The following is a 24,013-nucleotide window of genomic DNA, read 5'->3' as shown; positions in this document are numbered from 1 at the left end:
TGCGCTGGACGCATGCGAACGGATCATGCCGCCTGTTCGAAGAGCCAGCGCGTGAAGATGCGCGCGGCCTGATTCTGCGCACGGTCGCTCGGCGTGATGACGTAGTAGCCGCCGCCATGACTCGCCGACTCGCGCGTCATGCGCACGAGCAGTCCTTCGTCGATGCATGGATCGATCATGTGTTTCCAGCCGAGTGCGACGCCCTGGCCGAGTATCGCCATCTGCACGAGTTGCGGATAGTGATTGATCGTGATCGTGCGCGGCGACTTCGGCATGTCCAGGCCATTTTGGCGAAAGAGTTCGGACCACGACATCCACTGTCGCTGGCCGTCTTCGAGCACGAGCAGCGTTTCGTGCGCGAGATCCGCGAGACTCAGCGAGCGGCCCACGAGATATGCGGGCGCGCAAACGGGAAAGACTTCTTCGTCATACAGACGCCGCGCGCTGAAATGCGAGGCGAGTTCCTGGCGCACGTAGTAGACGCCGACATCGAACTCGGCGGCGGTCATCGTCGCGAGGCCATCGCGCACGATGAGTCGAAGGTTCACGTTCGGATGCGCGGCGCGAAAGCGCGGCAATTGCGGCGTGAGCCACAACACGGCCACTCCCGACGAGCACGCGATCGTGAGCGCCATGTCGCCGTGATGCTTCATCACGTCGTGCGTGGCTTCGGCGCAATGCGCGAGGATCGTCTGCACCTGGCTCGCATACTGCTCGCCCGCGAGCGTGAGCCGCAAGGCGCGATGCTCGCGCACGAACAGCGAGCGGCCGAGAAACTCCTCGAGTTGCTGAATCTGGCGGCTGATCGCGCTTTGCGTGAGATGCAGTTCGGTGGCGGCCTTCGTGAAGCTCGCATGACGCACGGCAGCTTCGAAGGCGATGAGACATTGCAGCGGAGGAAGCGGTGCGATTCGCATGGTCGGTCGTGAAGGAGAATCGTGCAACGCGCCGACCATACGAGGAATGCGCAGAGTTTGCAAGGGTTCAGCGTGCGAAACGCTTGCGTCTGCGCAATGACGCCATCACACGGATTTCACTTCGCCGCCGTCCATTCTCAGCGTGCTGCCCGTCATCCATTTCGCGGCGGGCGAGACGAGGAACGCCATCAACTCGGCGATCTCTTCCGGGTTGCCGTAACGCGCGATGCCGGCTTCAGCGGGAAAGCGCGCGGTCGCTTCCTCGACGCTCATGTCGTGCAGCGGCGCCCAATGTTCGAGATACGAGCGGCGTCGTCCCGTCATCACGGGACCGGGCAACACGCTATTCACTTGCACGCCGTCCGCGATGCCGCGATCGGAAAACGCCTTCGCCAACGCGACGATCGCCGCGTTGATCGTGCCGACCGCCGCATACGGCGCCTTGGGAAACAGCGCCGAATTGCCCGACATCAACACGACCGATCCCGATGTTTCCTTCAACGAGGGCCACGCAGCGACGGTCAGCCGCCGCGCGCCATGCAGCTTCAGCGCGAGTCCTGCGTCCCATTGTTCGTCGGTCATGTCGAACAGATCGATTTGCGGCACCGCGCCCGCGATATTGAGCAGCGCGTCGACGCGACCGAACGCGGCGAGCGCTCGATCGACGACCTCCTGCGCGGCTTCGGGCAGCGCCAGATCGATATCGATCGCGAGCGTGCCGGCGCCCGCTTGTTCCACCATTCGCGCGGTTTCGTCGAGATTCGCGCGATTGCGCGCGACGAGCACGAGCGAATCGAAATCGCGCGCCAGACGGATCGCGGTCGAACGGCCGATGCCCTGACTCGCACCCGTGACGATGGCTACTTTCGTGGACATATCCTTTCTCCCGTTTTCAGTGAACGACGACCATCTTTCCGTTTGCTTCATTCGCTTCCATCACGCGATGCGCTTCGCGAATTTCATCGAAGGAAAACACGCGTGACGGCTTCGCGTCGAAGCGGCCTGCGGCGATGTCTGCCGCGATCGCTTGCAAAGGCACATCCGACAGCGGAAAGCCTGGCGTACCGAAGACGAAGCTGCCGAAGAAGGTCAGATGCACGCCGCTCGACATCTGCAAAAGCGGATTGAAATCCGCGATCGGCGCGAGGCCGCCGAGCCAGCCCGCGAGACACGCGCGGCCGCCGCGACGCAGCATCGCGAGTGAATCGAGAATCGTGCTGTTGCCGACGAGATCGAGCACGGCATCGATCTCCTTCGCTTCCGCGATGCGCCTGCTGAGGTCCGGTCCTTCGAGTTCGACGCGCGATACACCCAGCGCTTCGAGCTTCGCGAAGCGCGCGCGATTGCGCGTCGTCGCGATGACCTTCGCGCCCGCGTTCACCGCGAGATTCACGGCCGCCTGACCGAACGACGACGTCGCGCCGCGAATCACGATCGTTTGGCCTTGCTCGAGTTCGAGGTTGCGAAACAGGCACGTCCATGCTGTCGCATAGGTTTCGGGAATCGCGGCAAGCTCGGCCCACGGCAAGTCCGATTCGATCAGCGCCACGTTCGACACCGGCGCGCGCGTGAACTGCGCATAACTTCCGTTGATGGTGCGCCCGAGCCCGCCCATCAGCGCGGCCACTTTCGCGCCGACCGCAAACTCGCCGCCCGGACACGACTTCACGATGCCCACGCATTCGATGCCGCTGACTTTCGCAGCTTCGGCCCATTCGCCGCGCCGCATGTGCATCTCGGCGTGGTTGATGCCGAACGCCTTGATCTCGATGACGACATGGCCTGCCAACGGTTCCGGCTCCGGAATCTCCGCATGGACGAGGCTGTCGAGACCGCCGAACTTTTCGAGGACGATTGCACGCATGATGTTCTCCTTGGAGGGACGAGCGCGGTGAGGAATCCGCGTTTCAGTGAGCGAGGAATTCGGTGATGGCTTCCGCGATCTGCGTCGCGTGCGTTTCGAGCGCGAAGTGGCCCGTGTCGAAGAAGCGCACGTCCGCATTCGGGATATCGCGCTTGAAAGCTTCCGCGCCCGGCGGCAGGAAGAACGGATCGTGCCTGCCCCACACGGCGAGCAACTTCGGTTGATGCTCGCGGAAATAAGCCTGGAATGCCGGATACAGCGCGACGTTGTTGCGATAGTCGTAGAACAGATCGAGCTGCACGTCATGCGCGCCCGGACGGTTCAGGTAGTAGTCGTCGAGCGCATAACCATCGGGTGAAATCGCGGATACGTCGGGCACGCCGTGCGTGTATTGCCACTTCGTCGTGTCTTTCGTGAGGAACGCGCGCAATGCGTCGCGGTTCGCTTGCGTCGGCGCTTGCCAGTACGCGCGGATCGGATTCCAGCCGTCGCTCAGTCCTTCTTCGTAGGCATTGCCGTTCTGCGAAACGATCGCCGTGATGCGTTCGGGATGCTTCAGCGCAAGACGAAAACCAGTAGGCGCGCCGTAATCGAAGACATAGACCGCATAACGATCGAAACCGATGACTTCGGTGAAGCGATCGATCACGTTCGCGATGTTCTCGAACGTGTACGGGAACGCGTCGCGGCTCGGCATATCGGAAAGGCCGAAACCGGGCAGGTCGGGCGCGACGATATGAAACCGTTCGGACAAGAGCGGAATCAGGTCGCGGAACATGTGGCTGGAACTCGGAAATCCGTGCAACAGAAGCAGCTTCGGCGCGTCTGCCGGACCGGCCTCGCGATAGAACACGTTGAAGCCGTCGACGTCGATATGACGATGAGCGATAGAGGGCATGGCTGTCTCTCCGTGTAACCGTTAAAAGTGTGTTGAGAAGGTTACAAACCGAACATGTAACTTGTCAAGAGGTTTTTTAGCGGTTACTATGAAGTCATCGAAGAAACACGGCTGAACTCAAAAATGGACTACCGCTCCATCCCGGCGATCTTCCTGGCCGATGCGCCCGGCCTCGACTTCCTGAATTCGATTGCGACGCCGGTCGATGAACCCGTCGACTGGATCGGCGACGGCGAAGGCTTGCTGTCATGGCTCGAACAGGCTCGGCTCGTGCCCATCGAAGTGCTTGCGCACATGCGTTCGCATGTCGCGCCGGCCGAACTGGATGACGTCGCGGCGAAAGCGCGTGGCTTGCGCGAATGGTTTCGCGCATTCGTGCAAAAGAGGAAGGGAAGGCCGCTATCGGCGAAGGATTTGAGCGAACTCGATGCGCTGAATCGCGTGTTGCAGCGCGATGAACAACACGGTGTGATCGTCGCCGATGCGAATGCCGCGAGCGGTTTCGCGTACGGCATGCAGCGGCGCTGGCCGACGGCCGAATCGCTGTTGATGCCGATCGTCGAAGCGCTCGCGAAACTCGTCTGCGAAGAGGACTTTACTTACGTGAAGGCGTGTGAAGGGCCGTCGTGCACGTTGCTGTTTGCCGATCACACGCGTGGGCATGCGCGCCGCTGGTGCAGCATGGCGATTTGCGGGAATCGCGCGAAGGTGGCCGCGCATCGGGCGCGGCTCAGAGAGGGGAAGGTGTAACCGGCGCGCGAACCGCGCTATTCCACCCCTTCCACCCGCGACGCGCACAAGCGCCACGAAGACGCAGCCGGCTTTGCATCGGCCACTTCACGCCACCACCGTTCCCCGCGATGCGGCGCTTCGAGATCCAGCCGCTCGCCCATGCGCGGCGTCGCAGCCGCGACGCCGCGTGCAAGCGCCAGTCCCGTCACCCGCTCGAACGGCTCCTGCCACGGATGCAACGCCAGATCGAAGGTGCCGTTGTGAATCGGCACGAGCCAGCGGCCGCGCAAGTCGATGTGCGCCTGCACGGTTTCCTCGGGCTGCATGTGGACGTAGGGCCATTGCGCATCGTAGGCGCCGGTTTCGATCAGCGTGACGTCGAACGGTCCGAGGCGTTCGCCGATCGTTCTGAAGCCGTCGAAATAGCCGGTGTCGCCGCTGAAGAACACGCGCACGTCATCATCGATGATGACCCACGACGCCCACAGCGTGCTGTTGCCGTCGAGCAGACTGCGGCCGGAAAAATGTTGCGCGGGCGTCGCGGTGAACGAGAGGCTGTCGAGTTGCGCGCTTTGCCACCAGTCGAGCTGACGCACTTTCGATGCGTCGATGCCCCATTCGATCAACCGGTCGCCGACGCCGAGCGGTGTCAGAAACACCTGCGTCGTCGCGGCCAGCGTGAGCACGGTGTCGCGATCGAGGTGATCGTAGTGATCGTGTGACAGGATCACGGCGCGCAGCGGCGGCAGGTCATCGAGCGCAATGGGCGGCGCGTGAAAACGCTTCGGCCCGACGCGCCTGAACGGCGACGCGCGCTCGCCGAAAACCGGGTCCGTCAGAAAGTATTCACCGCGCAGCTTGAAGAGCATCGTCGAATGGCCGAGCCGGTACAGACTGCGATCGGGCGCGGCGTCGAGTTGCGCGCGCGTGAGCGCGTCGACGCTGGGCGCTTGCGCCGGCACCGCGTTCTGTGGCTTCTTGAAAAGCATGTTCCACACGATGCGCAAGGTCTTGCCGACGCCTTCGACGGGACGCGGCTTCACGTTGCGAAAGCGCTCGCCGTCATGTTGCGGCGACGCGCTCGACATCACGCGTGAGCGCTTGGCTGCGGCGATACCCAGGGCACGGCTGATGCGAGCGGCAAACGAAGTCATGGGGCGTCATCCCGGATCGGAAAGTAGACTGCACAGTGTAGTTTAATTTTGAGAAAAAAGTAAACCGGCCGGTGTAAAATATGGGGATGGATTCGAACGACATCGACGAAATTCCCCAGCGCCTGACCGACCGCAAGCGCGCCGCGATCGTGAGCGCGGCCGTGGAGGAGTTCATCGCGGCGGGCTACGACGCGACCAGCATGGACCGCATCGCCGCACGCGCGGGCGTGTCCAAGCGCACGGTCTACAACCATTTCGAGAGCAAGGAAGCGTTGTTCGCCGCGATCCTGCATCGTCTCTGGGACGCGAGTGAAACCGGCGATTCACCCGTCTATCGCGCCGATGAACCGTTGCGCGCGCAACTGCTCGCGCTGCTCACGCGCAAGCTGCGTCTGATGACCGATGAGGCTTTTCTGTCGCTCGCGCGCGTGGCGATCGCGGCGGGCATTCATTCGCCGGAGCGCGCGCGGGACATGGTCGCGCGCATCGGCGAGCGTGAGGAAGACGTCACGGCGTGGATCAGGAAAGCCGCCGCCGATGGCCGTCTCGTGGTCGCGGACCCGGTCTTCGCCGGGCAGCAGTTGCATGGCATCGTGAAGGGTTTCGCGTTCTGGCCGCAGGTGACGATGGGCCAGCCGCCGCTTTCAAAAAATGAGCAGAAGAAAGTGGCGGAAGCGGCCGCCGACATGTTCCTTGCGCGCTATGAGCGCGCCGCTTCGAAACCCACTTCGAAACCCTTATAAAACCGCTTCCGCGACCAGTTGCAACGCGGGCGCGAGTTTCACGCACACTTCCGGGCGTTCCAGCGCATACGCCAGATTCTTCTGCGCGATCTGCACGTGCTCGGTCGCGAGCGCCTGCGCGCGCGTGCCTTCGCCGCGTTCCAGCGCATCCACCAGACTGTGGTGCTGCTGATGCGCCATGAAAAGCCATTGCCGTCCTTCTTCGATGGCCGATTGCATCGGCAACATCGCGCTCGCTGCGGCGAACGGCAGGCGATTGTTCATGTCGATGGCGCGCATCAGCGCCGCGTTGCCCGACCCTTCGACGATCAGCTTGTGGAAGCGATTGTTCATGTCGGTGTAGGCGGCGTAGTCGTCGAGATCGAGTTCGGATTTCGCGAGCAGCCGATCGCCCGCGCGCAGGCATTCCGCCAGCGCATTCGATAGCTGGCGCGGCACGCCGTGCTCGGCGACCAGACGCGCCGCCATGCCTTCCAGATGACCGCGCACTGCGATGGCATCGCCGATTTCGGCGGCCGTGATGCGCCGCATCACATATCCGCCCGCCGGCGATGGCTCGACCAGACCTTCCTGCTCCAGCGTGGTGAGCGCGAGCCGCACCGGCGTGCGCGACGCTTTCAGCCGCTCGGCGAGCGCGACTTCGCCCAGGCGTTCGCCGGGCGCGAATTCGCCTTTCAGGATCAGGTCGCGCAGATAGACCAATACGCGTTCTTGCTGGGATTCCATTGCTTTCTCTCCGGTCGCCACTGTGGGTGATTCTAGGCGAAAGACGGTCTGCTGCGTTTGGGATTTGAGGGAACTCACTGCAGTAATGTTTTTTGATGTATGCAACATGGCGAAAATACAGGTCGAAACGTTTTCGTGACTGACTGCGGGTAAACCTTATTTGCTTCTATAAAATCAGAAAAATCAACGATATAGGACTGACTAAGGCTGTTGTAGGTTGAGATTCGCACAAGCGTGCTGCATACATCGTTTGTACAAATGCGTACTTATGGCTATTCTCCGTCTCAAGAACACGGCGCATTGCATGCAGTCAAACGCCGTTTGAATTCAACGAACCGGAGACATCGCCATGATGAGTTCGCAGCAAAACGAAACGATCACCCGCGTCGGCAAGGGCACGCCCGCCGGCCAGTTGTTGCGCCGGTACTGGCAGCCCGTGGCGCTCGTCGATGAATTGCCCGCCGAGCGTCCCGTGAAAGCCGTGCGCCTGATGGGGCAGGATTTCGTCGTGTTCAGGGACGAACAAGGCCGTTACGGCATGCTGGATCGCGACTGCCCGCATCGCGGCGCGGATCTCGCGGCAGGGCGTCTCGAAGACGGCGGACTGCGTTGCGCGTTCCACGGCTGGCTCTTCGACACCAGCGGACGCTGTCTCTCGACGCCGGGCGAGCCCGTCGGCAGCACGCTCTGCAACAAGGTGCGCCAGTCGGCGTATCCGATCGTCGAGAAGGCCGGGATTCTGTTCGGTTACATCGGCAAGGACGCGCCGCCCGCGTTTCCGAACTTCGATTGCTTCGCTGCGCCCGATGCGTACACATTCGCGTTCAAAGGCCTGTTCGAATGCAACTGGCTGCAGGCGCTCGAAGTCGGCATCGACCCCGCGCATGCATCGTTTCTGCATCGCTTCTTCGAGGACGAGGACGTGAGCGAGAGCTACGGCAAGCAGTTCCGCGGCGCGTCGGCGGATTCGAACATGCCGATCACCAAGGTGCTGCGCGAATTCGAATCGCCCGAGATTCTCGTGAGCCCGGCGGACTACGGCCTGCGTCTCATCGCAAAGCGCCCGCTCGACGAAGCGCATACGCATGTGCGCGTGACCAACGTCGTGTTCCCGCAAGCGTTCGTCATTCCGATGAGCTCGGAAATGACGATCACGCAATGGCACGTGCCCGTCGACGACGAGAACTGCTACTGGTACGCGATTTTCACGAGTTTCGGCGCGCCGACCGACAAGGCGCAGATGCGCGAGCAACGGCTCGAACTGTACGAACTGCCCGATTACACCTCGCGCAAAAACAAGCGCAACAACTACGGTTTCGATCCGCGCGAGCAGTTGAGCGAAACCTACACGGGGATGGGCTTCGACATCAACGTGCACGATCAGTGGGCCGTGGAATCGCAGGGCGCGATTCAGGACCGCACGCGCGAGCATCTGGGCACGACCGACAAGGGAATCATCGCGTATCGACGCCTGCTCGTCGATGCGATCGAGAAGACGCAGGCGGGCGAGCCGACGCTGATGCTGATCGATGAACAACAGGCAGCGCATCTGACCGGTCCCGCTTCGATCGACGGCATCGGGCCCGCGGACCGCTGGGACGAATACTGGAAAGAGTCCGACGTGAAGCGCCGCGTGAATGCGCCGTGGCCCGCGCCGAAAGCCTGAACCCACCGAACCGCAACCCGAATGGAGCGCGCGGCGCCGATGCTGCCGCGCGGAACACACATGTCTTTCGTAGAAACTCATGGTTTGTGGACGGACGCGCAGCACGCCGCGTATGCCGGACTCGTCGAACGTCTGAAAGAGGGCGATGTGAAGGTCGTACGCTTCTCGTTTCCCGATCAGCACGGCCTGTTGCGCGGCAAGACGCTCGTCGTCGACGAAGCGATCCGCGCGATGAAAAGCGGCGTCACGCTGACGACCACGCTGTTTGCCAAGGACACTTCGCATCGCACGGTGTTTCCGGTGTTCACGGCGGGCGGCGGCTTCGACATGCCCGAGATGCAGGGCGCATGCGACACGCTGATGGTCGCCGACCCGGACACGTTTCGCGTGCTGCCGTGGGCGCCGCATACGGGATGGGTGCTGTGCGACGTGCATTTCGCCAACGGCATGCCGGTGCCGTTCGGCACGCGACAGCTTTTCCGGCGCGCGCTCGACCGGCTATCGAATCACGGTTATGACTTCGTGTCGGGCCTCGAAGTGGAGTTTCATGTCTTCAAGGTCACCGACCCGCACATGAAGCCCGAGCATTCGGGACAGCCCGGCTTGCCGCCCGATGTCGAGTTGCTGTCGCATGGTTATCAGTATCTGACGGAGTTGCGCTACGACGGGGTCGATGACGTGATGGAGCTCCTTCGGCGCAATGTCGACGCGCTCGGTCTGGGCGTGCGTTCGCTCGAAGTCGAATACGGCCCGAGCCAGTTCGAGTTCACGTTCGCGCCGACCAAGGGCATCAAGAGCGCTGACGACATGGTGCTTTTCCGCAGTGCGGTGAAGCAGATCTGCCAGCGTAACGGCTATCACGCGACCTTCATGTGCCGTCCGCGCATTCCGAATGTCGTGTCGAGCGGATGGCATCTGCATCAATCGCTCGTGCATGCGGGCGATGGCGCGAATGCGTTCATGCCCGGCGATGCGTCCGAATCCCTGTCGATAGCCGGTCAACGCTATCTCGCGGGACTGCTTGCGCACGCACAGGGCGCGACCGCGCTGTCGACGCCGACGATCAACGGCTATCGGCGTTATCGGCCGTATTCGAATGCGCCGGATCGTGCGAGCTGGGGGCGCGACAACCGCGGCGTGATGCTGCGCGTGCTCGGCGGCGTGAATGATCAGGCAAGCCGCATCGAGAATCGTGTGGGCGAGCCGACCGCGAATCCTTACCTGTACTTCGCCTCGCAAGTGATCTCGGGTCTCGACGGCATGCAGCGCAAGCTCGAATTGCCGCCTTCTGCCGATACGCCCTACGAAGCGCACGCGCAAGCGCTGCCGCGCACATTGAGCGACGCACTCGACGCGCTGCGTACTGACGAATGCCTGCGCGAAGGCCTTGGCAGCGCGTTCATCGACTACTTCTGCAAGCTGAAGCAGGCGGAAATCGACCGCTTCAATCTGGAAGTCACCGAGTGGGAACATCGCGAATACTTCGACGCGTTCTGACGGCGCGCACTCAAGGAGAAATATCATGTCTATCGTTACGGTCATCTTGCGCGACGGCACGCGCCGCGACATCGACGTGCCCGACGGCACGAGCGTGATGGAAGCCGCGATTCACAACAACGTGCGCGGCATCGACGCGGAATGCGGCGGCTGCTTGTCCTGCGCGACGTGTCATGTTTATATCGATGCATCGTCGACGGCGGATCTTCCGTCGCCCGACGAATCGGAGCTCGAATTGCTGGATGGCGTCGCAGCGGAGCGGCGTCCCGAAAGCCGACTGAGTTGCCAACTCGTGATGAGCGCCGCGATGAACGGGCTCGTCGTACAGATTCCGCAGAGACAGGGGTGAGACTATGAATCAGACGCTCGTGATCGTCGGTGCGTCGTATGCGGGGGTTCAGCTCGCGGCGGCCACGCGCGAAGCCGGCTTCGAAGGACGCATCGTGCTCATCGGCGACGAGGCCGATGCGCCGTATCAGCGTCCGCCGCTATCCAAAGGATTTCTCACCGGAAGCTTCAGCGAAGCGCGCCTGCCGTTGCGCTCGCAAGCCTTCTTCGATGAAGAGAACATCGAATGGATGCCGTCGATGCGTGCAACGCACATCGATCGCGCGCAACGTGAACTCGAGCTGCATGACGGCACGCGCATTGCCTACGATCATCTCGCGCTCACTACCGGGGCGCGCGTGCGCAAGCTCGATTGCCCGGGCGCGACGCTCGATGCCGTTCATTACCTGCGCGATCTGCGCGATGCGCGGCGTCTCGCGCAAACGGCGCGCTCGGCGCGGCGCGCGGTGGTGATCGGCGGCGGATATATCGGTCTCGAAGCGGCGGCGTCGCTGCGTCAGCATGGCATCGACGTGACGGTCGTGGAAACGGAGCCGCGCCTCTTGGCACGCGTCGCGTCGCCGTGGATGTCGGCATTCATGCAGCGCGTGCATGCCGATAACGGCGTCGCCTTCGAATTCGGGCGCAAGGTGGTCGCGCTCCAGCCGCTCGATGATGCGGTGTCCGTCGTGCTCGACGACGATACGCATCTGCCGTGCGATCTCGTCGTCGTGGGTATCGGCGTGATTCCGAATACCGAACTCGCGGCGGAGTGCGGCCTGACGGTGGCGGGCGGCATCGTCGTCGACGAATGCGCGCGCACGAGCGATCCGGCGATCGTCGCCGCGGGCGATTGCGCCGCGTTCGTGCCGCATTGGGCGCCGCCCGATTCGCGCGCGAGCCGCATCGAATCGGTGCAGAACGCAAACGATATGGCGAAAGTCGCGGCGCTCGCGATCGTCGGGCGGCCGCAGCCGTATCGCGTGGTGCCGTGGTTCTGGTCCGATCAATACGATCTCAAGCTGCAGATGGCGGGCATTCACTCGGGCTTCACGAATCATGTGTTACGCGGTTCCGTCGACGAGAAGAAGTTCTCGATCTTCTACTTTCGCGGCGACGCGTTGATCGCGGTGGACAGCATCAATCGTCCGCAGGAGCATATGCTCGCGCGCAAGCTGCTCGCGCAGAGCGTGAAGCTGGCGCCGCACGAAGCGGAAGATCCCGCGTTCGATCTGAAAGGAGCGGCGCAATGAAACCGATGGTCGGTGTCGTATGCGACCGGTTCTTTGTCGGCGAATACGATCTGCATAGTGCGAAGCACAGCTATGTCCGCGCATTGATGACGTGCGCGCAAGTCAGCCCGGTGCTGATTCCGGCATCGCGCGATGTCGAAGCGGTCGCGGACTATCTCGACGGCGTGAGCGGCCTGCTGTTTCCCGGCGGCGCGTCGAATGTCGAGGCGCGTCTGTACGGTGGCGCGGATGACGCTGAGATGCTCGTCGATCCCGACCGCGATCATGTCGCGCTGGAACTGATGCGCGGCGCGGCGGCGCGCGGCATGCCGCTCCTGGGCATCTGCCGCGGCTTTCAGGAGATGAACGTCGCGTTCGGCGGTACGTTGCATCCGGACATCCATGCGTCGGGGCATTCGGAAGATCATCTCGAGGACAAGCGCGAAGCGTTGCTCGAGCGCTATCGCTATCGTCATGAAATCGAACTCGCCGATGACGGCGCGTTGGTGACGCTCGCAGGCGGCGCGCGGCGCGTGCGGGTGAACTCGCTGCATCGTCAGGGCGTGGCGAGGCTCGCGCCGCGACTGGCGGTCGAGGCGCGCGCGCCGGATGGCCTGATCGAAGCAATCCGCCTTGAAGGGCATCCATTCGCGCTCGGCGTGCAATGGCATCCGGAAGCGATGGTCGCAAGCGATGCCCTTTCGCGCGCGCTGTTCGAGGCGTTCGGCGCGAGTTGCAGACGCTACGCGACGCGCGGCGAGGTCTGACGCGATGTCGGCCGAGCGCATCGACCTCAATCTGCTGCGCGTCTTCGACGCCATTTTCGAAGACCGCAATCTGGCGCTGGCGGGCAAGCGTCTGCACCTCAGTCAATCGGCGATCAGTCATGCGCTCGGACGCATGCGCGACGTGCTCGGCGACGATCTCTTCGTGCGTACCGGGCGCGGCATGGAGCCCACCGTGCGCGCGCTCGCCATGGCGACACAGGTGCGCGGCGCGCTCGCGCAGATCAAGGCGGCGCTGGGCGTCGACAGGTTCGATCCGGCGATCGCGCGGCGCACGTTCGTGCTGGCCGCGAACGACTACGTCACGGCGCTCCTGCTCGGGCGGCTCAGCCAGCGTCTGAGCGCGGAAGCCCCGTTCGTGGATATCGTGGTGCGGCCATCGACGCGGCTCGATCTCGCGGGCCAGATCGATGTCGGCCGGATCGACATCGCGATCGGCATTTTTGCCGATGTGCCGCGTCGCTTTCGCTCGATCGATGTGTGGGCGCAGACCGACGTGCTGCTGCTGCATCGCGAGCATCCGATCGCGGAGCGGCCGCTCACGCGAGACGACTTGCTGACGTATCCGCTCGTCGCGGTATCGCAGGGCGGCGAGGAAGAGGGCGCGGTGAGCGGCTTTATCGTCGAACGGGGACTCGCGCGGCAATCGGAGATGTTCGATCGCGATGCGCTTTACCGTGGCTTCGCAGATAGCGCCGATGTTCCGCGCGTGCGCGTGGCCGTCGCGCATTCGCTCGCGATTCCCGCGCTGTTGCGTCATAGCGACATGCTTGCGATAGTGCCGTCGTCGCTCGGTCGCGAACTGGAACGCAATGGCGAGCTGAAGATGCGCGCGACGCCCTATGCATGTCCCGATGCGACCGTGCGCGCCGTCTGGCACGAACGCAACGATGCCGACCCTGGGCTGCAATGGCTCAGGCAGCAACTCATCGACGTATCGCGGCAGGTGCGAAGCCGCTGATGCGCGGCATGCAACATCGTCGTGCAAAGGATTCACTGCGTGCGTGCTGCTGAGTGCGCGCGTGTGAATGTCGTCGAAAGTCCCTGAAACAAGGGCTTTTTCATTCGAAATGGTGACATCGCGCGCAACGGCGCGAGGCGTCGGTGCGCGCTGCGCGCCGCGCGTTCGTGACTTGCCGGGTTGTTCGCCCGTATGCGCGCTCTTAATCTGGGCGTCCGTCGATCAGAGAGGATGTTATGGAAGAGACAAAGGTTGTCGATGTACAGGCGCTCATCAACACGCAGCCGTTTTCGCGCTATCAATGGCTCGTATTCGCGATGTGCTTCGTGATCGTATTGATGGATGGTTTCGATACGGCCGCGATCGGCTTCATCGCGCCATCGCTCGTCGGCGAATGGCATCTGAGCCGGGCGGCGCTCGCGCCCGTGCTGAGCGCGGCGCTGTTCGGGCTCGCGTGCGGCGCGCTGTTGTCCGGGCCGCTCGCGGATCGCTGGGGCAGGCGCGGCGTGCTGATCGCGGCGGTGTTCATATTCGGCCTGGCGTGTCTCGCTTCGGGCCAGGCGGGCGATCTCACTTCGTTGACCGCGCTGCGCTTCGTGACCGGTGTGGGCCTCGGCGCGGCGATGCCGAACGCCGTTACGTTGATGAGCGAGTTCTGCCCGAACGGCCGCCGCGCGACCATCGTCAATCTGATGTTCTGCGGCTTTCCGCTGGGCGCGGCATTCGGCGGATTTCTCGCGGCCTGGATGATTCCGCACTTCGGCTGGCGCAGCGTGCTGCATTTCGGTGGCGCCGTGCCGTTGTTGCTGATGGTGGTGCTCGTGCTCGCGCTGCCGGAATCGATCCAGTACATGGTGTCGAAGAAGAAACCTGTCGAGCGCGTTCGCAAGGTGCTTACGCGCATCGCGCCGCACGTCGCGGCGGCGGAATCGTTCGTGATGCGTGAAGCCGCCGGACCCGCAGCGGGCAGCGGCGGGGCGCGCATCGTGTTGTCGCGCGCGCATGTCTTCGGTTCGTTGATGCTGTGGCTGTGCTATTTCATGGGCCTCGTGATCTTCTACGGCCTCATCAACTGGATGCCGGTGCTCCTCAAGGATGCGGGTCTGAGCCCGCAGCGCGCGGCGCTGATTTCCGCGCTCTTTCCGCTCGGCGGCGCAGGCACGGTGCTGTGCGGCATGCTGATGGATCGCTTCAATCCGAACGGCGTCGTGGCGGGCGCATACGCGCTCGGCGCGGTGAGCGTGTACGCGATCGGACAGGCGATCGGCAATGTCGGACTGCTCGTGTGCGCGGTGTTCGTGGCGGGCGTGCTCGTGAATACCGCGCAGGCTTCGATGCCCGCGCTCGCGGCGGCGTTCTATCCAACCTCGGGACGCGGCACCGGCGTCGCGTGGATGCTGGGCGTCGGCCGGTTCGGTGGCATCGCGGGCTCGTTTCTGGTCGCAGAGCTTGCGCGGCAGCAGATGAGTTTGCCGGGCATCTTCACCGTGGTGGCGATGGCGGGCGCGGCATCGTGCGCCGCACTGTTGCTCAAGCAGGTGGCGAGTCCCCGCTCGACGACCGAAGTCGTGGATGGCCAGCCGTTCGCGCATTGACCTCATCGGCGATATGTCGAACGTTCATGCTCGAATTCGAAACGTCGGTCCGGATGGATGACATGAACGCATTACCCTTCGCTCGCGCCTGGGTATATGGTTGAAGTGTGCGCGCGCGCAGCGCACACGCATCAGCAGTGAGCCTTCGTTGAAGGAGAAAGTCATGAAGATCGTTCTCGTTTCGGCCACGCTCGTGGCCGTCGTCTCGCTCGGAAGCCTGGCTCAGGCGGAAGAGGCCACCGACACCTTGCAATCCATCCCCGCGCCGCGCCAGCAGAGCGCGCAGAGCGCGACACCTTCCGGCGACACCGCTTACGGCGGGGCGGCCACGGGTCAGAGCGCCAGCGGAAGCACGTCGAAGTGGGCTGGCGGCGCAGCGGTCAGATGCAACCCGCAGCCTTTCTGCAACATCTATTCGGGCGGTGGTCAGTGAGCGTAATGCACCTCGCGGCCTCTCGGAACCGGAAGCTCATCCGACGGGGCCGCCAGGTGCCGCGCGAGAAGGTGTCATCGGAGGCTGTTAAAATCCCCGAAACGTTTTTTACGGGCACGATGTGATGGGTTTCGAACAACTCGCCGGACTGAAAAAGCAACTCGAGAAACAGGCTGCTAGCAAGGCAGCAGAGAAAAAGGCGCCGCGCGGGCGGCGTCCCGCGCCGGCGGCCGGGGCGAAGCCGGCGGCGGCAGCGAAGCCGGTGAATCCGTCGAAGCCGGCGAAGCCGGCGGCAGCGCAGAAGCCGGCGGCGCCATCGAAGCCGGTGGATCCGGTCGTGCACACGATCGGCAAGCTGCAGAAGCGGTTTCCGCTCGCATTTCCGAAGAATCCCGCTCCCAAGGTTCCTCTCAAGGTCGGTATTTTCGAGGACCTCGTGAAACATGCGGCGGAACTCGGCCTCGACGAGAAGGAATTGCGTGGCGCGATCAAGGTCTGGTGCCGCGGCAATCGTTACTGGACCTGTCTCGTGCAGGGCGCGCCTCGAATCGATCTGACGGGCGGGCAGGCGGGCGAAGTATCGCCGGCGGATGCGGAACGCGCCGGGTATCTGGAAGCGAACCGCCTGGCGCGGTCGGCTGCGGCTCCGAAGACGGCGGAACCGGCCAAGACGGCGGAATCCGCCAAGACGGCGGAATCCGCCAAGTAACACGACACGCCGCGCGCAGTCTGCCGCGCGGCGTTTTCTATTTTTCCGATGGCCTCATCGCGGCGGCGCGATATCGTATGAGATTCGCCCGGCCGGTAGAAAGAACAGCGCGATCACCGCGCCGCCCTTCGCTTCCGGGTAGTGATGGCTTCCCGGCGCGGGCGCGGTCCAGCCGCCATGACACCATCCGTTCGGACCGGCGAGCGCCGCGCTTTCATCGAGCGGCACGACCATGTTGAACTCGCCGTACGGGTGCGCGTGATAGTCGCCGCGAAAGCTGCCTTCCGGATTGTTCTGCTCGTTGCCGGTGCTGTCCATCAGAACGGCGGTGATGCTGAAGAAGAACGTCTCCGGACACGGCGCGACGAGACGCCCCCGCCGATATTGCGGGCCGGAGATTTCGACATCCGCTGCCCAGCCTTCTTCGACGCCTAGCTTGATCAGCCGTGCCAGATCCCTGTATAACGCGCTATTTACGCCGTATCGAGTGTTGAGCCAGTGCTCGACGTTCGTGTCTGGCGTTATGTCCTTGATCTCTTCGAGAAAGGGCAGGCATCGCGCGATGAGTGCTTCCTTGCTGGTTTGTGCGGCTTGAGTCTGGGGCATCGATCTTCTCCTTGATTCGAATGAAGGCACGATGACATATCGACTGGCGCATTAGAAGCGAAGTTGTTGCAAGGGAAACGTGAACGTCGTGCATATATTGGCGTTGACCAGAAAACCCGAAAAACGATTCGCCATCCGAATGAATCGTTGCAGCGCAATAGTGCCGCGCATCGAAGCAATAAAAAAAAGCGCGATGCCTCATCGGCATCGCGCTTCCATTGAATCAACTTCGATCAGAACTTGTGACGCAGGCCGACGCGCGTCACGAACTGCGTGTTCGCGCCCGCATTGCCGATGAACGACGACGCCGAACCGATCTCCGCCTGCACCGGCACACCCCGGTTGCTGCCCGACGCCTTCTGATACGCGCCGATCAAATAGACGTCGGTGCGCTTCGACAGTGCGTAGTCGACCACGCCGTTGAACTGATTCCATCTGCCGTCGAAGTTGCCGCTGAGGTCCGAGAACGTATAACCGACGCCCGCGCTGAAGGCCGGCGTGAACGTATACTTGCCGCCGACTTCATAGTTGTTCAGCGTCGACGATCCAGCCGTGATCTGATGGAACATCGTGTGCGTCCAGTTTGCCCAGATCACCGCGGCGGCGATCGAGTAACGCGCGCCGACGCCGAAGGTTTCCAGATCATGCAGGCCGAGCGTGTTCACATTGGCGATGCTCACGCTGAACGCGGGCGTCGCGGCATTCGGATAGCGCAGCTTGGTATACGCCGCGCCGATGCCGAGCGGCCCTTGCGCGTAGTTCAAACCGAAGCTGTACGCGCTCGACGAACCCTGCACCGCGTTCGCACCGGTTCCGATCGTGGGCGAGCCCGCGAAGTTCGTCGAGTTCGAGAAGCCGTACATCGCGCCGAACGTCACGCCGTAGAAGCTCGCGCTGCTGAACTTGACCGCGTTGTTGATGCGGCTCGAGGTCAGTTGATCCAGATCGTTGATGTGATACGCGTAGTTGCCCGCGGGCGTCTGGCTGCCCATCGTGTAGTTGCCGCCGAGATAGTCGGTCGAGAACGAGTATTGACGACCGAAGGTCAGCGAGCCGAATTCATTCTTCGAAACACCGACATACGCCTGACGGCCGAATTCCGCGCCGCCCTGGCCGAGCGTGCCATCGCCGCTGTTGAAGCCGTTCTCGAGCACGAAGATCGCCTTCAGACCGCCGCCCAGATCTTCAGCGCCGCGCAGACCCCAGCGGCTGCCTTGCGCGACGCCGTCCGCGTACTTGACCACGCTATCGTGGCCGCCGGCCGTCGCGACCTTGTTCGCATACGTGATGCCGGCGTCGATGATGCCGTACAGCGTGACGCTGCTTTGCGCGTGCGCCGCACCACTGAACATGGCGAACATGCCGAGTGCCGCTGCCGCTACGATGTGCTTCTTCATTTTTCTTTTCCTTGGTGTGGTCCGCGTGACGCGGCTCGCTTTGGGAAGCGCCGCAACGCTTTTTCAGAGCGCGAACGCTGCCATCCCGGCTTCGCGCTTAATCGCTTGAAGGTCGAGTCGGACGTGATGATATTGAGGTCGCTGCTTTCGCGAGAAGGGGGCAAGCGGTCCCGCTGCGACAAGCAGTGGAATCGTTGCTTCGCGTTATAGCGATCGAAATATAGCGCGTCGTCAGGCGTTGGTAAATTTAGGTAACGCAATCTGTAGTATTTCTTCCACAGCATTGTCATCGAGGGCCATCACGTTCTCGTAGTTGGTTCGCAACTAACTGTCTTGCGCATACCCCGACTTCGAACAGGCGCGCGGATTGCATGGCCGATGCTGAAGCTACACAAAAGGAGACGTGATGGCCGAGAACAGACACCCGGACGCTTGCAGAATCGGCGTTGCTTTCATCGAGGCGCAATTGAGCGCGCTCATCGCTTACGCCAGCCTCTTGTCCGACTGGATCGAACGCGGTGCGCCGCCGCCCGATTTCGCCAAAGCGCAGCCACTATTGGCGCGCCGGCATTCGCATCCGGAAGCGCATACGCACAGCGAAGACGGCACGCCGATGAAGACCCCGCCGCCGGAAGACACGTGGTCGTGGCCATCGTTCGACGACGCCGACAAGCGCATCGCGTTCGCGTCGATCGTTCCGTGCACGAACGCGATTCTCGCGGTCGCCGAATACTTCGATATTCATCGGTTTTCGGCGTCGCGCGCGCCCGAAGTGCAATTTCTCATGCGCGTGCGCGATGCCGCGGTAAACGGCAACACGTTCAGCATTCCCACTGACGAATACATGCCGCACGCGGCCTATGCAGGCTTGATCGTCGATCCGTCGCTGGACGGCACGCTGCTTTTCAGCGATGGCGTCAGGCCCGGCTTCCTGGCGTTCGGCGATACGGTCGGTTTGCTTCGCTATCTGACGAAGCTATTGAAGAGCATGCAATCGGTGATCAGCGCGGGCGATGCGGGATGACCCATTCAGCGCGCGTCGCTCGCGGCGCGCTCCTGTCCGGGTGTCTTGGAGAACAATTGTTTGTAGCAGCGCCCGAGATGCGATGCGCTCGCGAAGCCGCATTGCATCGCGACATCGAGCAAGGAGAGCGACGATTCGCGAATCAGCTTTTGCGCCGCTTTCAGCCGCAATTCCAGATAAAACTGCGAAGGCCGCACGTTGAAATGCTTGATCCACATGCGCTCGAACGTGCGTGGCGAAATGCCCGCGAGCGATGCGATCGTCTTCATCGGAATAGGGCGCTCGATGTTCTGTTCCATCAGCGTGACCGCATGAACGATGCGCCGGTCTTCCACGCCGTAGCGCCATTGAATCGCCATCTTCTGGCTTTCCTGCGCGGTACGCATGCGCGTGTGGATGAACTGATCGGCCACTTCAGCCGCGAGTTGATGCCCGTGCTGACGCGCGATCAGATCGAGCATCATGTCGATGGCGGCGGTGCCGCCGCTGCACGTCATGCGATCGCCTTCTATGCAGTAGAGATCGCGGCTCACGTCGAGCGATGGAAACTCATCGGCGAGTTCCTTGAGCGCTTCCCAGTGAATCGTGCAGCGCCGCTTGTCGAGCAGGCCCGCGCGCGCGAGGATCATCGTGCCGAGACTGATGCCGCCGATCGTCGATCCGTTCGCGGCATAGCGGCGCAGGAAGTCGAAGACCTGTGCATTGCGATAGTTAGACACGCCAATGCTCGCGACCACGAACACATGACTCAGCGCGGGCGACGACGTGATCGCGAAGTCCGGCAACAGCGCGAATCCCGAGCTCGAGGAAACCGGCTCGCCGTCCGCGCTCATCAGATGCCAGCTATACAGCGCCTTGCCGCTCACGCGATTCGCCGCGCGCAGCGGCTCGGTGACGGAACTGAGCGCCATCATCGAAAAATGCGGGACCAGGAAAAAGCCCATGCGTTGCGTCACCGCATCTTCGCCGACGATGGATGCGCTCACGCGCCCGGTTTTGATCGGGCGCGTGGTCGGCGGGATGTCGTTCGCGTTCATGCGCTAGACGCGAATCGAACCGAGCACGAGATCGAGCAAGGGCGTCACGTCGCCGGTGTCGAGTGCGTCGATGGTTTGCTCCAGTCGATGCGCCATGTCCGTGCCGCATGCGGTATCGGCAAAGGCGTGGAACTTGGCGCGGATCGCCGCTTCATCGAGCGGGGTATCGGGATCGCCCCGTGCTTGCGTCGCGCCGGAGTCGAAACGCTTGCCGTCGAAAAGCTCGATGCTCACTTCGGCCAGGCGCTCGCCCGGAAAACGCGACGTGTACTCCGCGCCTTCCTCGGTGCGAATGAGATGGCTCAGGCGCAGCACTTCGCTGTCGCGCAACGCGTCGCCGTGAAGCGCGTCGAAACGTACCGCACCGTGCTTCAGCGCTACGGCGACGGGAAAGAGCAGACTATATTGCGCCTCTTCCGTCGATGCCGGCGCGGCGTGCGCGAGGCGCGTCGCGTGATGAAAGGTACGCACGTTCACCGCGCGAATCTGCGCGCTGGTGAAGCCGTGCCTCGATTTGAGCGCGAGTGCGGCATCGATGGCGGGATGCGCCCATCGGCAGACCGGTTGCGGTTTGAAATATTGCTCCATGATGCGCCAGCGTTCGCCGAGATCGCTCCATAGACTGCGGGTTTCGTCCTGCTCGATAGTGAGCGCCGGCGCGCCCGTGAAGCCGCGCTGCGCGAGAAAGGCCGCGGAGAGACCCGCCATGCAGCCCCAGCCGGAGCCGTCCTTCACCATCGTCGGGTGATCGATGCAGCGCATCATCTGACTGCGCGGGCCGTGATACTCCGCTATGCCGAGCGCCTCGCGCGTCTGCCGCATGTCGAGCGGCAACACGCGCGCGGCGAGCGCCGCCGCGGCAAGGGCGTTCCACGCGCCCGACGTATGATAATCGCAGGCGCTCGCGTGCAACGCAATGCCCGCACGCGTGCCGAGTTCATAGCCGAGCACCACGCACGCGAGAAACTCGCGGCCGCTCATGCCGGGCCGCATGTCGGCGAGCGCGAGCAGCGCGGGCAGCACGGTCACGCCGACATGGCCTTTGGTTTGCGCGTGACCGTCGTGACCGTCGCAGCTATCGATGGTCATCGCGCCCGCGAGACCGGCGCCGATCGGGCTGGCGACGCGCCCATCGAAGAGCATGCGCGAGCGCAGCGTGCCGGGCGCGAAGAACTCGGCCGCGTGATCGCCCGCGATGCGCGCCAGTTCCGTCTGCCTTCCCGCGAGCGCGACGCCGAGCAGATCGAGCACGCATAGTCTGGCTTGTTCGATGACGCGTTCAGGCAGCGCATCGAACGTCAGCTCATGAATGAATGCGATGGCGGATGTGCCCATCCGTCAGTCTCCCGTATAGACTGCCGCGCGCCGCTCGAAGGTCGCCGCGATCGCCTCGCGATGATCCGCCGTGCGATGCGCGATGCCCTGAAACGCCGCCGACAGTTCCAGCAGACTCGGCAGGTCCATGCGTTGCCCTTCGCGCACGAGGCGCTTCGACATGCGCAGGATATCGGGCGCGTTGCTCGCGATTTCGCGCGCGAGCGTGAGCGCGGTGTCCATCAGATCCGCATCGGGCACGACGCGCGACACGAGTCCCCATTGCTCGGCGCGCTTCGCATCGATCGCGTTGCCGGTAAAGATCATTTCATTGGCGCGCGACAGGCCGACCGCGCGCGGCAGCAGCCACGCGCCGCCATCGCCGGGAATGATGCCGACCTTCGCGAAACTCTCGGCGAACAGCGCGCTTTCGCCCGCAATGCGGATATCGCACATCAATGCGAGATCGCAGCCCGCGCCGTGCGCGGGACCGTTGACCGCCGCGATGCACGGCACGTCGAGTTCATGGAACGCGCGCGGAATGCGCTGGATGCCGCGCCGATAGTTCTCGCGGATATGCGCGGACGTGCCAGAAAACGTGCCGACTTCATCGCGCATATGCTTGATGTTGCCGCCCGACGAGAACGCCGGACCCGCGCCCGTCAGCACGATCGCGCGCACCGACAGGTCGCCTTGCGCGCGCTCCAGACACGCGATGATTGCATCGACGACTGCCAGTTCGGTGATGGCGTTGCGCGTCTCGGGACGGTTAAGCGTCATCGTGACGACGTGGCCGTCCTGTTCGTACAGTACGGGTTCGCTCATTGCGGGGCTCCTGACAGCATGCTTTGATAAACGGGTCCGGCGAGTTCGTGACGCAGCACCTTGCCGCTCGGATTCAGCGGCAGTTTCTCGACGAAGAAGACTTTCTTGGGCCGCTTGTAGGGCGCGAGATCGTCGCCGTTCTTGCAGAACGCGACGACATCGTCTTCCGTCAGCGTCGCCACGCTGCGCACGATGAACGCCGTCACCGCCTGTCCCCACTTGTCGTCGGGTACGCCGATCACCGCGGCTTCCTGCACGCCGGGGCAGTGATACAGCACCTCTTCGATTTCACGCGGATAGATGTTCTCGCCGCCCGACACGATCATGTCGTCGGCGCGGCCCTGAAAGTGGAAGTAACCGGCTTCGTCGATGCTGAAGAGATCGCCGGTATAGAGCCAGCCGGACTTGAACTTCTTGTCGGTTTCGACCGGGTTGTTCCAGTAGCCCGATGCGAGCTGCGGACCTTTCACGATCAACTGGCCCACTTCACCCGCCGCGACGGTCTCGCCGGGCGTCACGACGCGCGCCGGATCGTTGCGGATCACGCGGCATGTGCTGATCAGCGTGGGCTTGCCGCACGAGCCGAGATACGTGAGCGCATCGCGCGGATGCAGCAGCAGCGTAAGGCTCGCTTCGGTCATGCCGTAGCCGTTGAAGATGTTCGGGCAGAACTCGTCGATCACGCGTTGCATCGTCTTCGCCGGAATCGCCGCGCCGCCGGTCGTGATCATCCGCAGACTGTGCGTGTCGATCGAGGCGAAGTCCGGATGAAACAGCATGTCCTGAATCTGTGTCGGCACGGCGAAGAGCGTCGTGATGCCGTAGTGCGCGATCGCCTGCAAGGTGGCGAGCGGTTCGTAGCGCGGCAAAATCACGTTGTGCGCGCCGACCATCAGATGCGGCACGAAGTACGCCTGCATGCCGCCGACGTGATAGAGCGGCGCGATATGCAGCGCGGCGTCGGTGCTGGTGAGGCTGTACTCCATCACGCAGTTCGTCGCGATGGCGACATCGTTGCCATGCGTATGGATCGCGCCTTTCGGGCGGCCCGTCGTCCCGGACGTGTAGACGAGCGCGGAGATATCGCCGGGTTCGAGGCGCGGCAGCGGCGCATCGAGTTGCTGCACGCGTTCGATCAACGCCTCGAACGAATGGTGATGCGCGGGTATGTCGGCGCCGTTGTCGACGCACACATAGGTGCGCAGATCCGGCAGCGCCTGCTCGATCTTGCCGACGACCGGAAGCATCGAATCGTCATAGATCAACGCGCGCGCGCCGGCGTCGCGCAGGATGAACGCGGCTTCGTTGGCGGACAGGCGAAAGTTCATCGGCACCGCGATTGCGCCGAGCAACTGGCACGCCATGTAGGCGGTCGGCGTCGCGTCGGAGGTTTTCTGCAGAATGGCGACGCGGTCCATCTGACGCACGCCGAGATCGAACAGCGCCTGCGCGAGACGGCGCACGCGCATGCTCCATTGCGCATACGTGAGTGAAACGGCGCCGCAGGTGAGCGCGGGACGGTCCGGATATTTGGCGACCGTGTTTTCGAAGAGCGACGTGATCGTGAGCAT

Annotated in this window: 24 protein-coding genes; 12 read left to right on the top strand and 12 right to left on the bottom strand. The window is 63.2% G+C overall.

Annotated features, from left to right (window positions below):
• Positions 1 to 23 precede the first annotated feature (23 nt).
• The 4 genes from BTHE68_RS30235 to BTHE68_RS30220 all read right to left on the bottom strand — a co-directional run bounded on the left by BTHE68_RS30235 (position 24) and on the right by BTHE68_RS30220 (position 3,679).
• The gene (locus tag BTHE68_RS30235; protein WP_162069980.1) at positions 24 to 917 is read right to left on the bottom strand and encodes a LysR substrate-binding domain-containing protein; all 894 of its coding nucleotides are present in this window, start codon (positions 915 to 917) and stop codon (positions 24 to 26) included.
• Positions 918 to 1,022: 105 nt separating this feature from the next.
• On the bottom strand, positions 1,023 to 1,793 hold the full coding sequence (locus BTHE68_RS30230) for an SDR family oxidoreductase (RefSeq protein WP_162069979.1): 771 nt from the start codon (positions 1,791 to 1,793) through the stop codon (positions 1,023 to 1,025).
• Between the two features lie 16 nt (positions 1,794 to 1,809).
• Complete coding sequence (locus BTHE68_RS30225; RefSeq protein ID WP_162069978.1) at positions 1,810 to 2,781, bottom strand: zinc-binding alcohol dehydrogenase family protein; 972 nt, start codon at positions 2,779 to 2,781, stop codon at positions 1,810 to 1,812.
• Between the two features lie 43 nt (positions 2,782 to 2,824).
• Positions 2,825 to 3,679, bottom strand: a complete 855-nt coding sequence (locus BTHE68_RS30220; protein ID WP_162069977.1) for an alpha/beta fold hydrolase — start codon at positions 3,677 to 3,679, stop codon at positions 2,825 to 2,827.
• Between the two features lie 123 nt (positions 3,680 to 3,802).
• Here BTHE68_RS30220 and BTHE68_RS30215 point away from each other — a divergent pair, with 123 nt between their 5' ends.
• Positions 3,803 to 4,429, top strand: a complete 627-nt coding sequence (locus BTHE68_RS30215; RefSeq protein ID WP_162069976.1) for a CGNR zinc finger domain-containing protein — start codon at positions 3,803 to 3,805, stop codon at positions 4,427 to 4,429.
• Positions 4,430 to 4,446: 17 nt separating this feature from the next.
• On the opposite strand, the gene BTHE68_RS30210 is transcribed toward BTHE68_RS30215, so the two are convergent.
• Positions 4,447 to 5,565, bottom strand: coding sequence for an MBL fold metallo-hydrolase (locus BTHE68_RS30210; RefSeq protein ID WP_162069975.1), 1,119 nt, complete (start codon positions 5,563 to 5,565; stop codon positions 4,447 to 4,449).
• A gap of 86 nt (positions 5,566 to 5,651) precedes the next feature.
• On the opposite strand from BTHE68_RS30210, the gene BTHE68_RS30205 reads away from it, so the two are divergent.
• A complete protein-coding gene (locus BTHE68_RS30205) occupies positions 5,652 to 6,308 on the top strand; it encodes a TetR/AcrR family transcriptional regulator (protein ID WP_162069974.1) in 657 nt (218 codons plus the stop codon).
• On the opposite strand, the gene BTHE68_RS30200 is transcribed toward BTHE68_RS30205, so the two are convergent.
• The gene (locus tag BTHE68_RS30200) at positions 6,303 to 7,034 is read right to left on the bottom strand and encodes a GntR family transcriptional regulator (RefSeq protein ID WP_061177874.1); all 732 of its coding nucleotides are present in this window, start codon (positions 7,032 to 7,034) and stop codon (positions 6,303 to 6,305) included. The genes BTHE68_RS30205 and BTHE68_RS30200 overlap by 6 nt on opposite strands.
• Before the next feature lie 349 nt (positions 7,035 to 7,383).
• Between BTHE68_RS30200 and BTHE68_RS30195 the strand changes: the two genes are divergently transcribed.
• The 9 genes from BTHE68_RS30195 (at position 7,384) to BTHE68_RS30155 (ending at position 16,239) form a co-directional block, all read left to right on the top strand.
• On the top strand, positions 7,384 to 8,700 hold the full coding sequence (locus BTHE68_RS30195) for a Rieske 2Fe-2S domain-containing protein (protein WP_162069973.1): 1,317 nt from the start codon (positions 7,384 to 7,386) through the stop codon (positions 8,698 to 8,700).
• 60 nt (positions 8,701 to 8,760) lie between these two features.
• The gene (locus tag BTHE68_RS30190) at positions 8,761 to 10,197 is read left to right on the top strand and encodes a glutamine synthetase family protein (protein ID WP_162069972.1); all 1,437 of its coding nucleotides are present in this window, start codon (positions 8,761 to 8,763) and stop codon (positions 10,195 to 10,197) included.
• Positions 10,198 to 10,222: 25 nt separating this feature from the next.
• Positions 10,223 to 10,546: a 2Fe-2S iron-sulfur cluster-binding protein gene (locus BTHE68_RS30185; RefSeq protein ID WP_061177872.1), complete on the top strand. Its 324-nt coding sequence runs from the start codon at positions 10,223 to 10,225 to the stop codon at positions 10,544 to 10,546.
• 4 nt (positions 10,547 to 10,550) lie between these two features.
• Positions 10,551 to 11,777: an NAD(P)/FAD-dependent oxidoreductase gene (locus tag BTHE68_RS30180; protein ID WP_162069971.1), complete on the top strand. Its 1,227-nt coding sequence runs from the start codon at positions 10,551 to 10,553 to the stop codon at positions 11,775 to 11,777.
• Entirely contained in the window at positions 11,774 to 12,523 is a 750-nt protein-coding gene (locus BTHE68_RS30175; RefSeq protein ID WP_162069970.1) for a gamma-glutamyl-gamma-aminobutyrate hydrolase family protein, read from the top strand. Before BTHE68_RS30180 ends, BTHE68_RS30175 begins: the two co-directional genes overlap by 4 nt.
• Before the next feature lie 4 nt (positions 12,524 to 12,527).
• Positions 12,528 to 13,502 (top strand): LysR family transcriptional regulator, encoded by a 975-nt coding sequence (locus tag BTHE68_RS30170; RefSeq protein ID WP_162069969.1) that lies wholly within the window; start codon positions 12,528 to 12,530, stop codon positions 13,500 to 13,502.
• A gap of 236 nt (positions 13,503 to 13,738) precedes the next feature.
• Positions 13,739 to 15,097, top strand: a complete 1,359-nt coding sequence (locus BTHE68_RS30165; RefSeq protein WP_162069968.1) for an MFS transporter — start codon at positions 13,739 to 13,741, stop codon at positions 15,095 to 15,097.
• A 163-nt stretch (positions 15,098 to 15,260) separates the two neighbouring features.
• Positions 15,261 to 15,530 carry a hypothetical protein gene (locus BTHE68_RS30160; protein ID WP_162069967.1) on the top strand — a complete coding sequence of 90 codons (270 nt, stop codon included), beginning with the start codon at positions 15,261 to 15,263 and terminating at the stop codon, positions 15,528 to 15,530.
• Between the two features lie 124 nt (positions 15,531 to 15,654).
• Positions 15,655 to 16,239, top strand: a complete 585-nt coding sequence (locus tag BTHE68_RS30155; RefSeq protein ID WP_162069966.1) for a ProQ/FinO family protein — start codon at positions 15,655 to 15,657, stop codon at positions 16,237 to 16,239.
• Between the two features lie 54 nt (positions 16,240 to 16,293).
• Here the strand turns inward: BTHE68_RS30155 and BTHE68_RS30150 are convergent, their stop codons facing one another.
• Positions 16,294 to 16,845, bottom strand: coding sequence for a 4-hydroxylaminobenzoate lyase (locus BTHE68_RS30150; protein WP_162069965.1), 552 nt, complete (start codon positions 16,843 to 16,845; stop codon positions 16,294 to 16,296).
• Between the two features lie 233 nt (positions 16,846 to 17,078).
• Positions 17,079 to 18,242 carry a porin gene (locus BTHE68_RS30145; protein ID WP_162069964.1) on the bottom strand — a complete coding sequence of 388 codons (1,164 nt, stop codon included), beginning with the start codon at positions 18,240 to 18,242 and terminating at the stop codon, positions 17,079 to 17,081.
• A 406-nt stretch (positions 18,243 to 18,648) separates the two neighbouring features.
• Here BTHE68_RS30145 and BTHE68_RS30140 point away from each other — a divergent pair, with 406 nt between their 5' ends.
• Positions 18,649 to 19,266: a hypothetical protein gene (locus BTHE68_RS30140; RefSeq protein ID WP_162069963.1), complete on the top strand. Its 618-nt coding sequence runs from the start codon at positions 18,649 to 18,651 to the stop codon at positions 19,264 to 19,266.
• A 5-nt stretch (positions 19,267 to 19,271) separates the two neighbouring features.
• Here the strand turns inward: BTHE68_RS30140 and BTHE68_RS30135 are convergent, their stop codons facing one another.
• From BTHE68_RS30135 to BTHE68_RS30120, 4 genes are read right to left on the bottom strand one after another with little or no spacing between them, the layout of a single operon-like run.
• Positions 19,272 to 20,303 (bottom strand): GlxA family transcriptional regulator, encoded by a 1,032-nt coding sequence (locus tag BTHE68_RS30135; RefSeq protein WP_162069962.1) that lies wholly within the window; start codon positions 20,301 to 20,303, stop codon positions 19,272 to 19,274.
• Positions 20,304 to 20,306: 3 nt separating this feature from the next.
• Positions 20,307 to 21,638, bottom strand: coding sequence for an MmgE/PrpD family protein (locus BTHE68_RS30130; RefSeq protein WP_162069961.1), 1,332 nt, complete (start codon positions 21,636 to 21,638; stop codon positions 20,307 to 20,309).
• 3 nt (positions 21,639 to 21,641) lie between these two features.
• Entirely contained in the window at positions 21,642 to 22,442 is an 801-nt protein-coding gene (locus BTHE68_RS30125; protein WP_162069960.1) for a crotonase/enoyl-CoA hydratase family protein, read from the bottom strand.
• Complete coding sequence (locus BTHE68_RS30120) at positions 22,439 to 24,013, bottom strand: class I adenylate-forming enzyme family protein (RefSeq protein ID WP_162069959.1); 1,575 nt, start codon at positions 24,011 to 24,013, stop codon at positions 22,439 to 22,441. Before BTHE68_RS30120 ends, BTHE68_RS30125 begins: the two co-directional genes overlap by 4 nt.

The sequence above is a fragment of the Burkholderia sp. THE68 genome, from assembly GCF_009938265.1.
Taxonomy (GTDB): domain Bacteria; phylum Pseudomonadota; class Gammaproteobacteria; order Burkholderiales; family Burkholderiaceae; genus Caballeronia.
The sequence above is the reverse complement of the archived record's forward strand: the minus strand, read 5'-3'. Positions and strand labels throughout refer to the sequence as shown.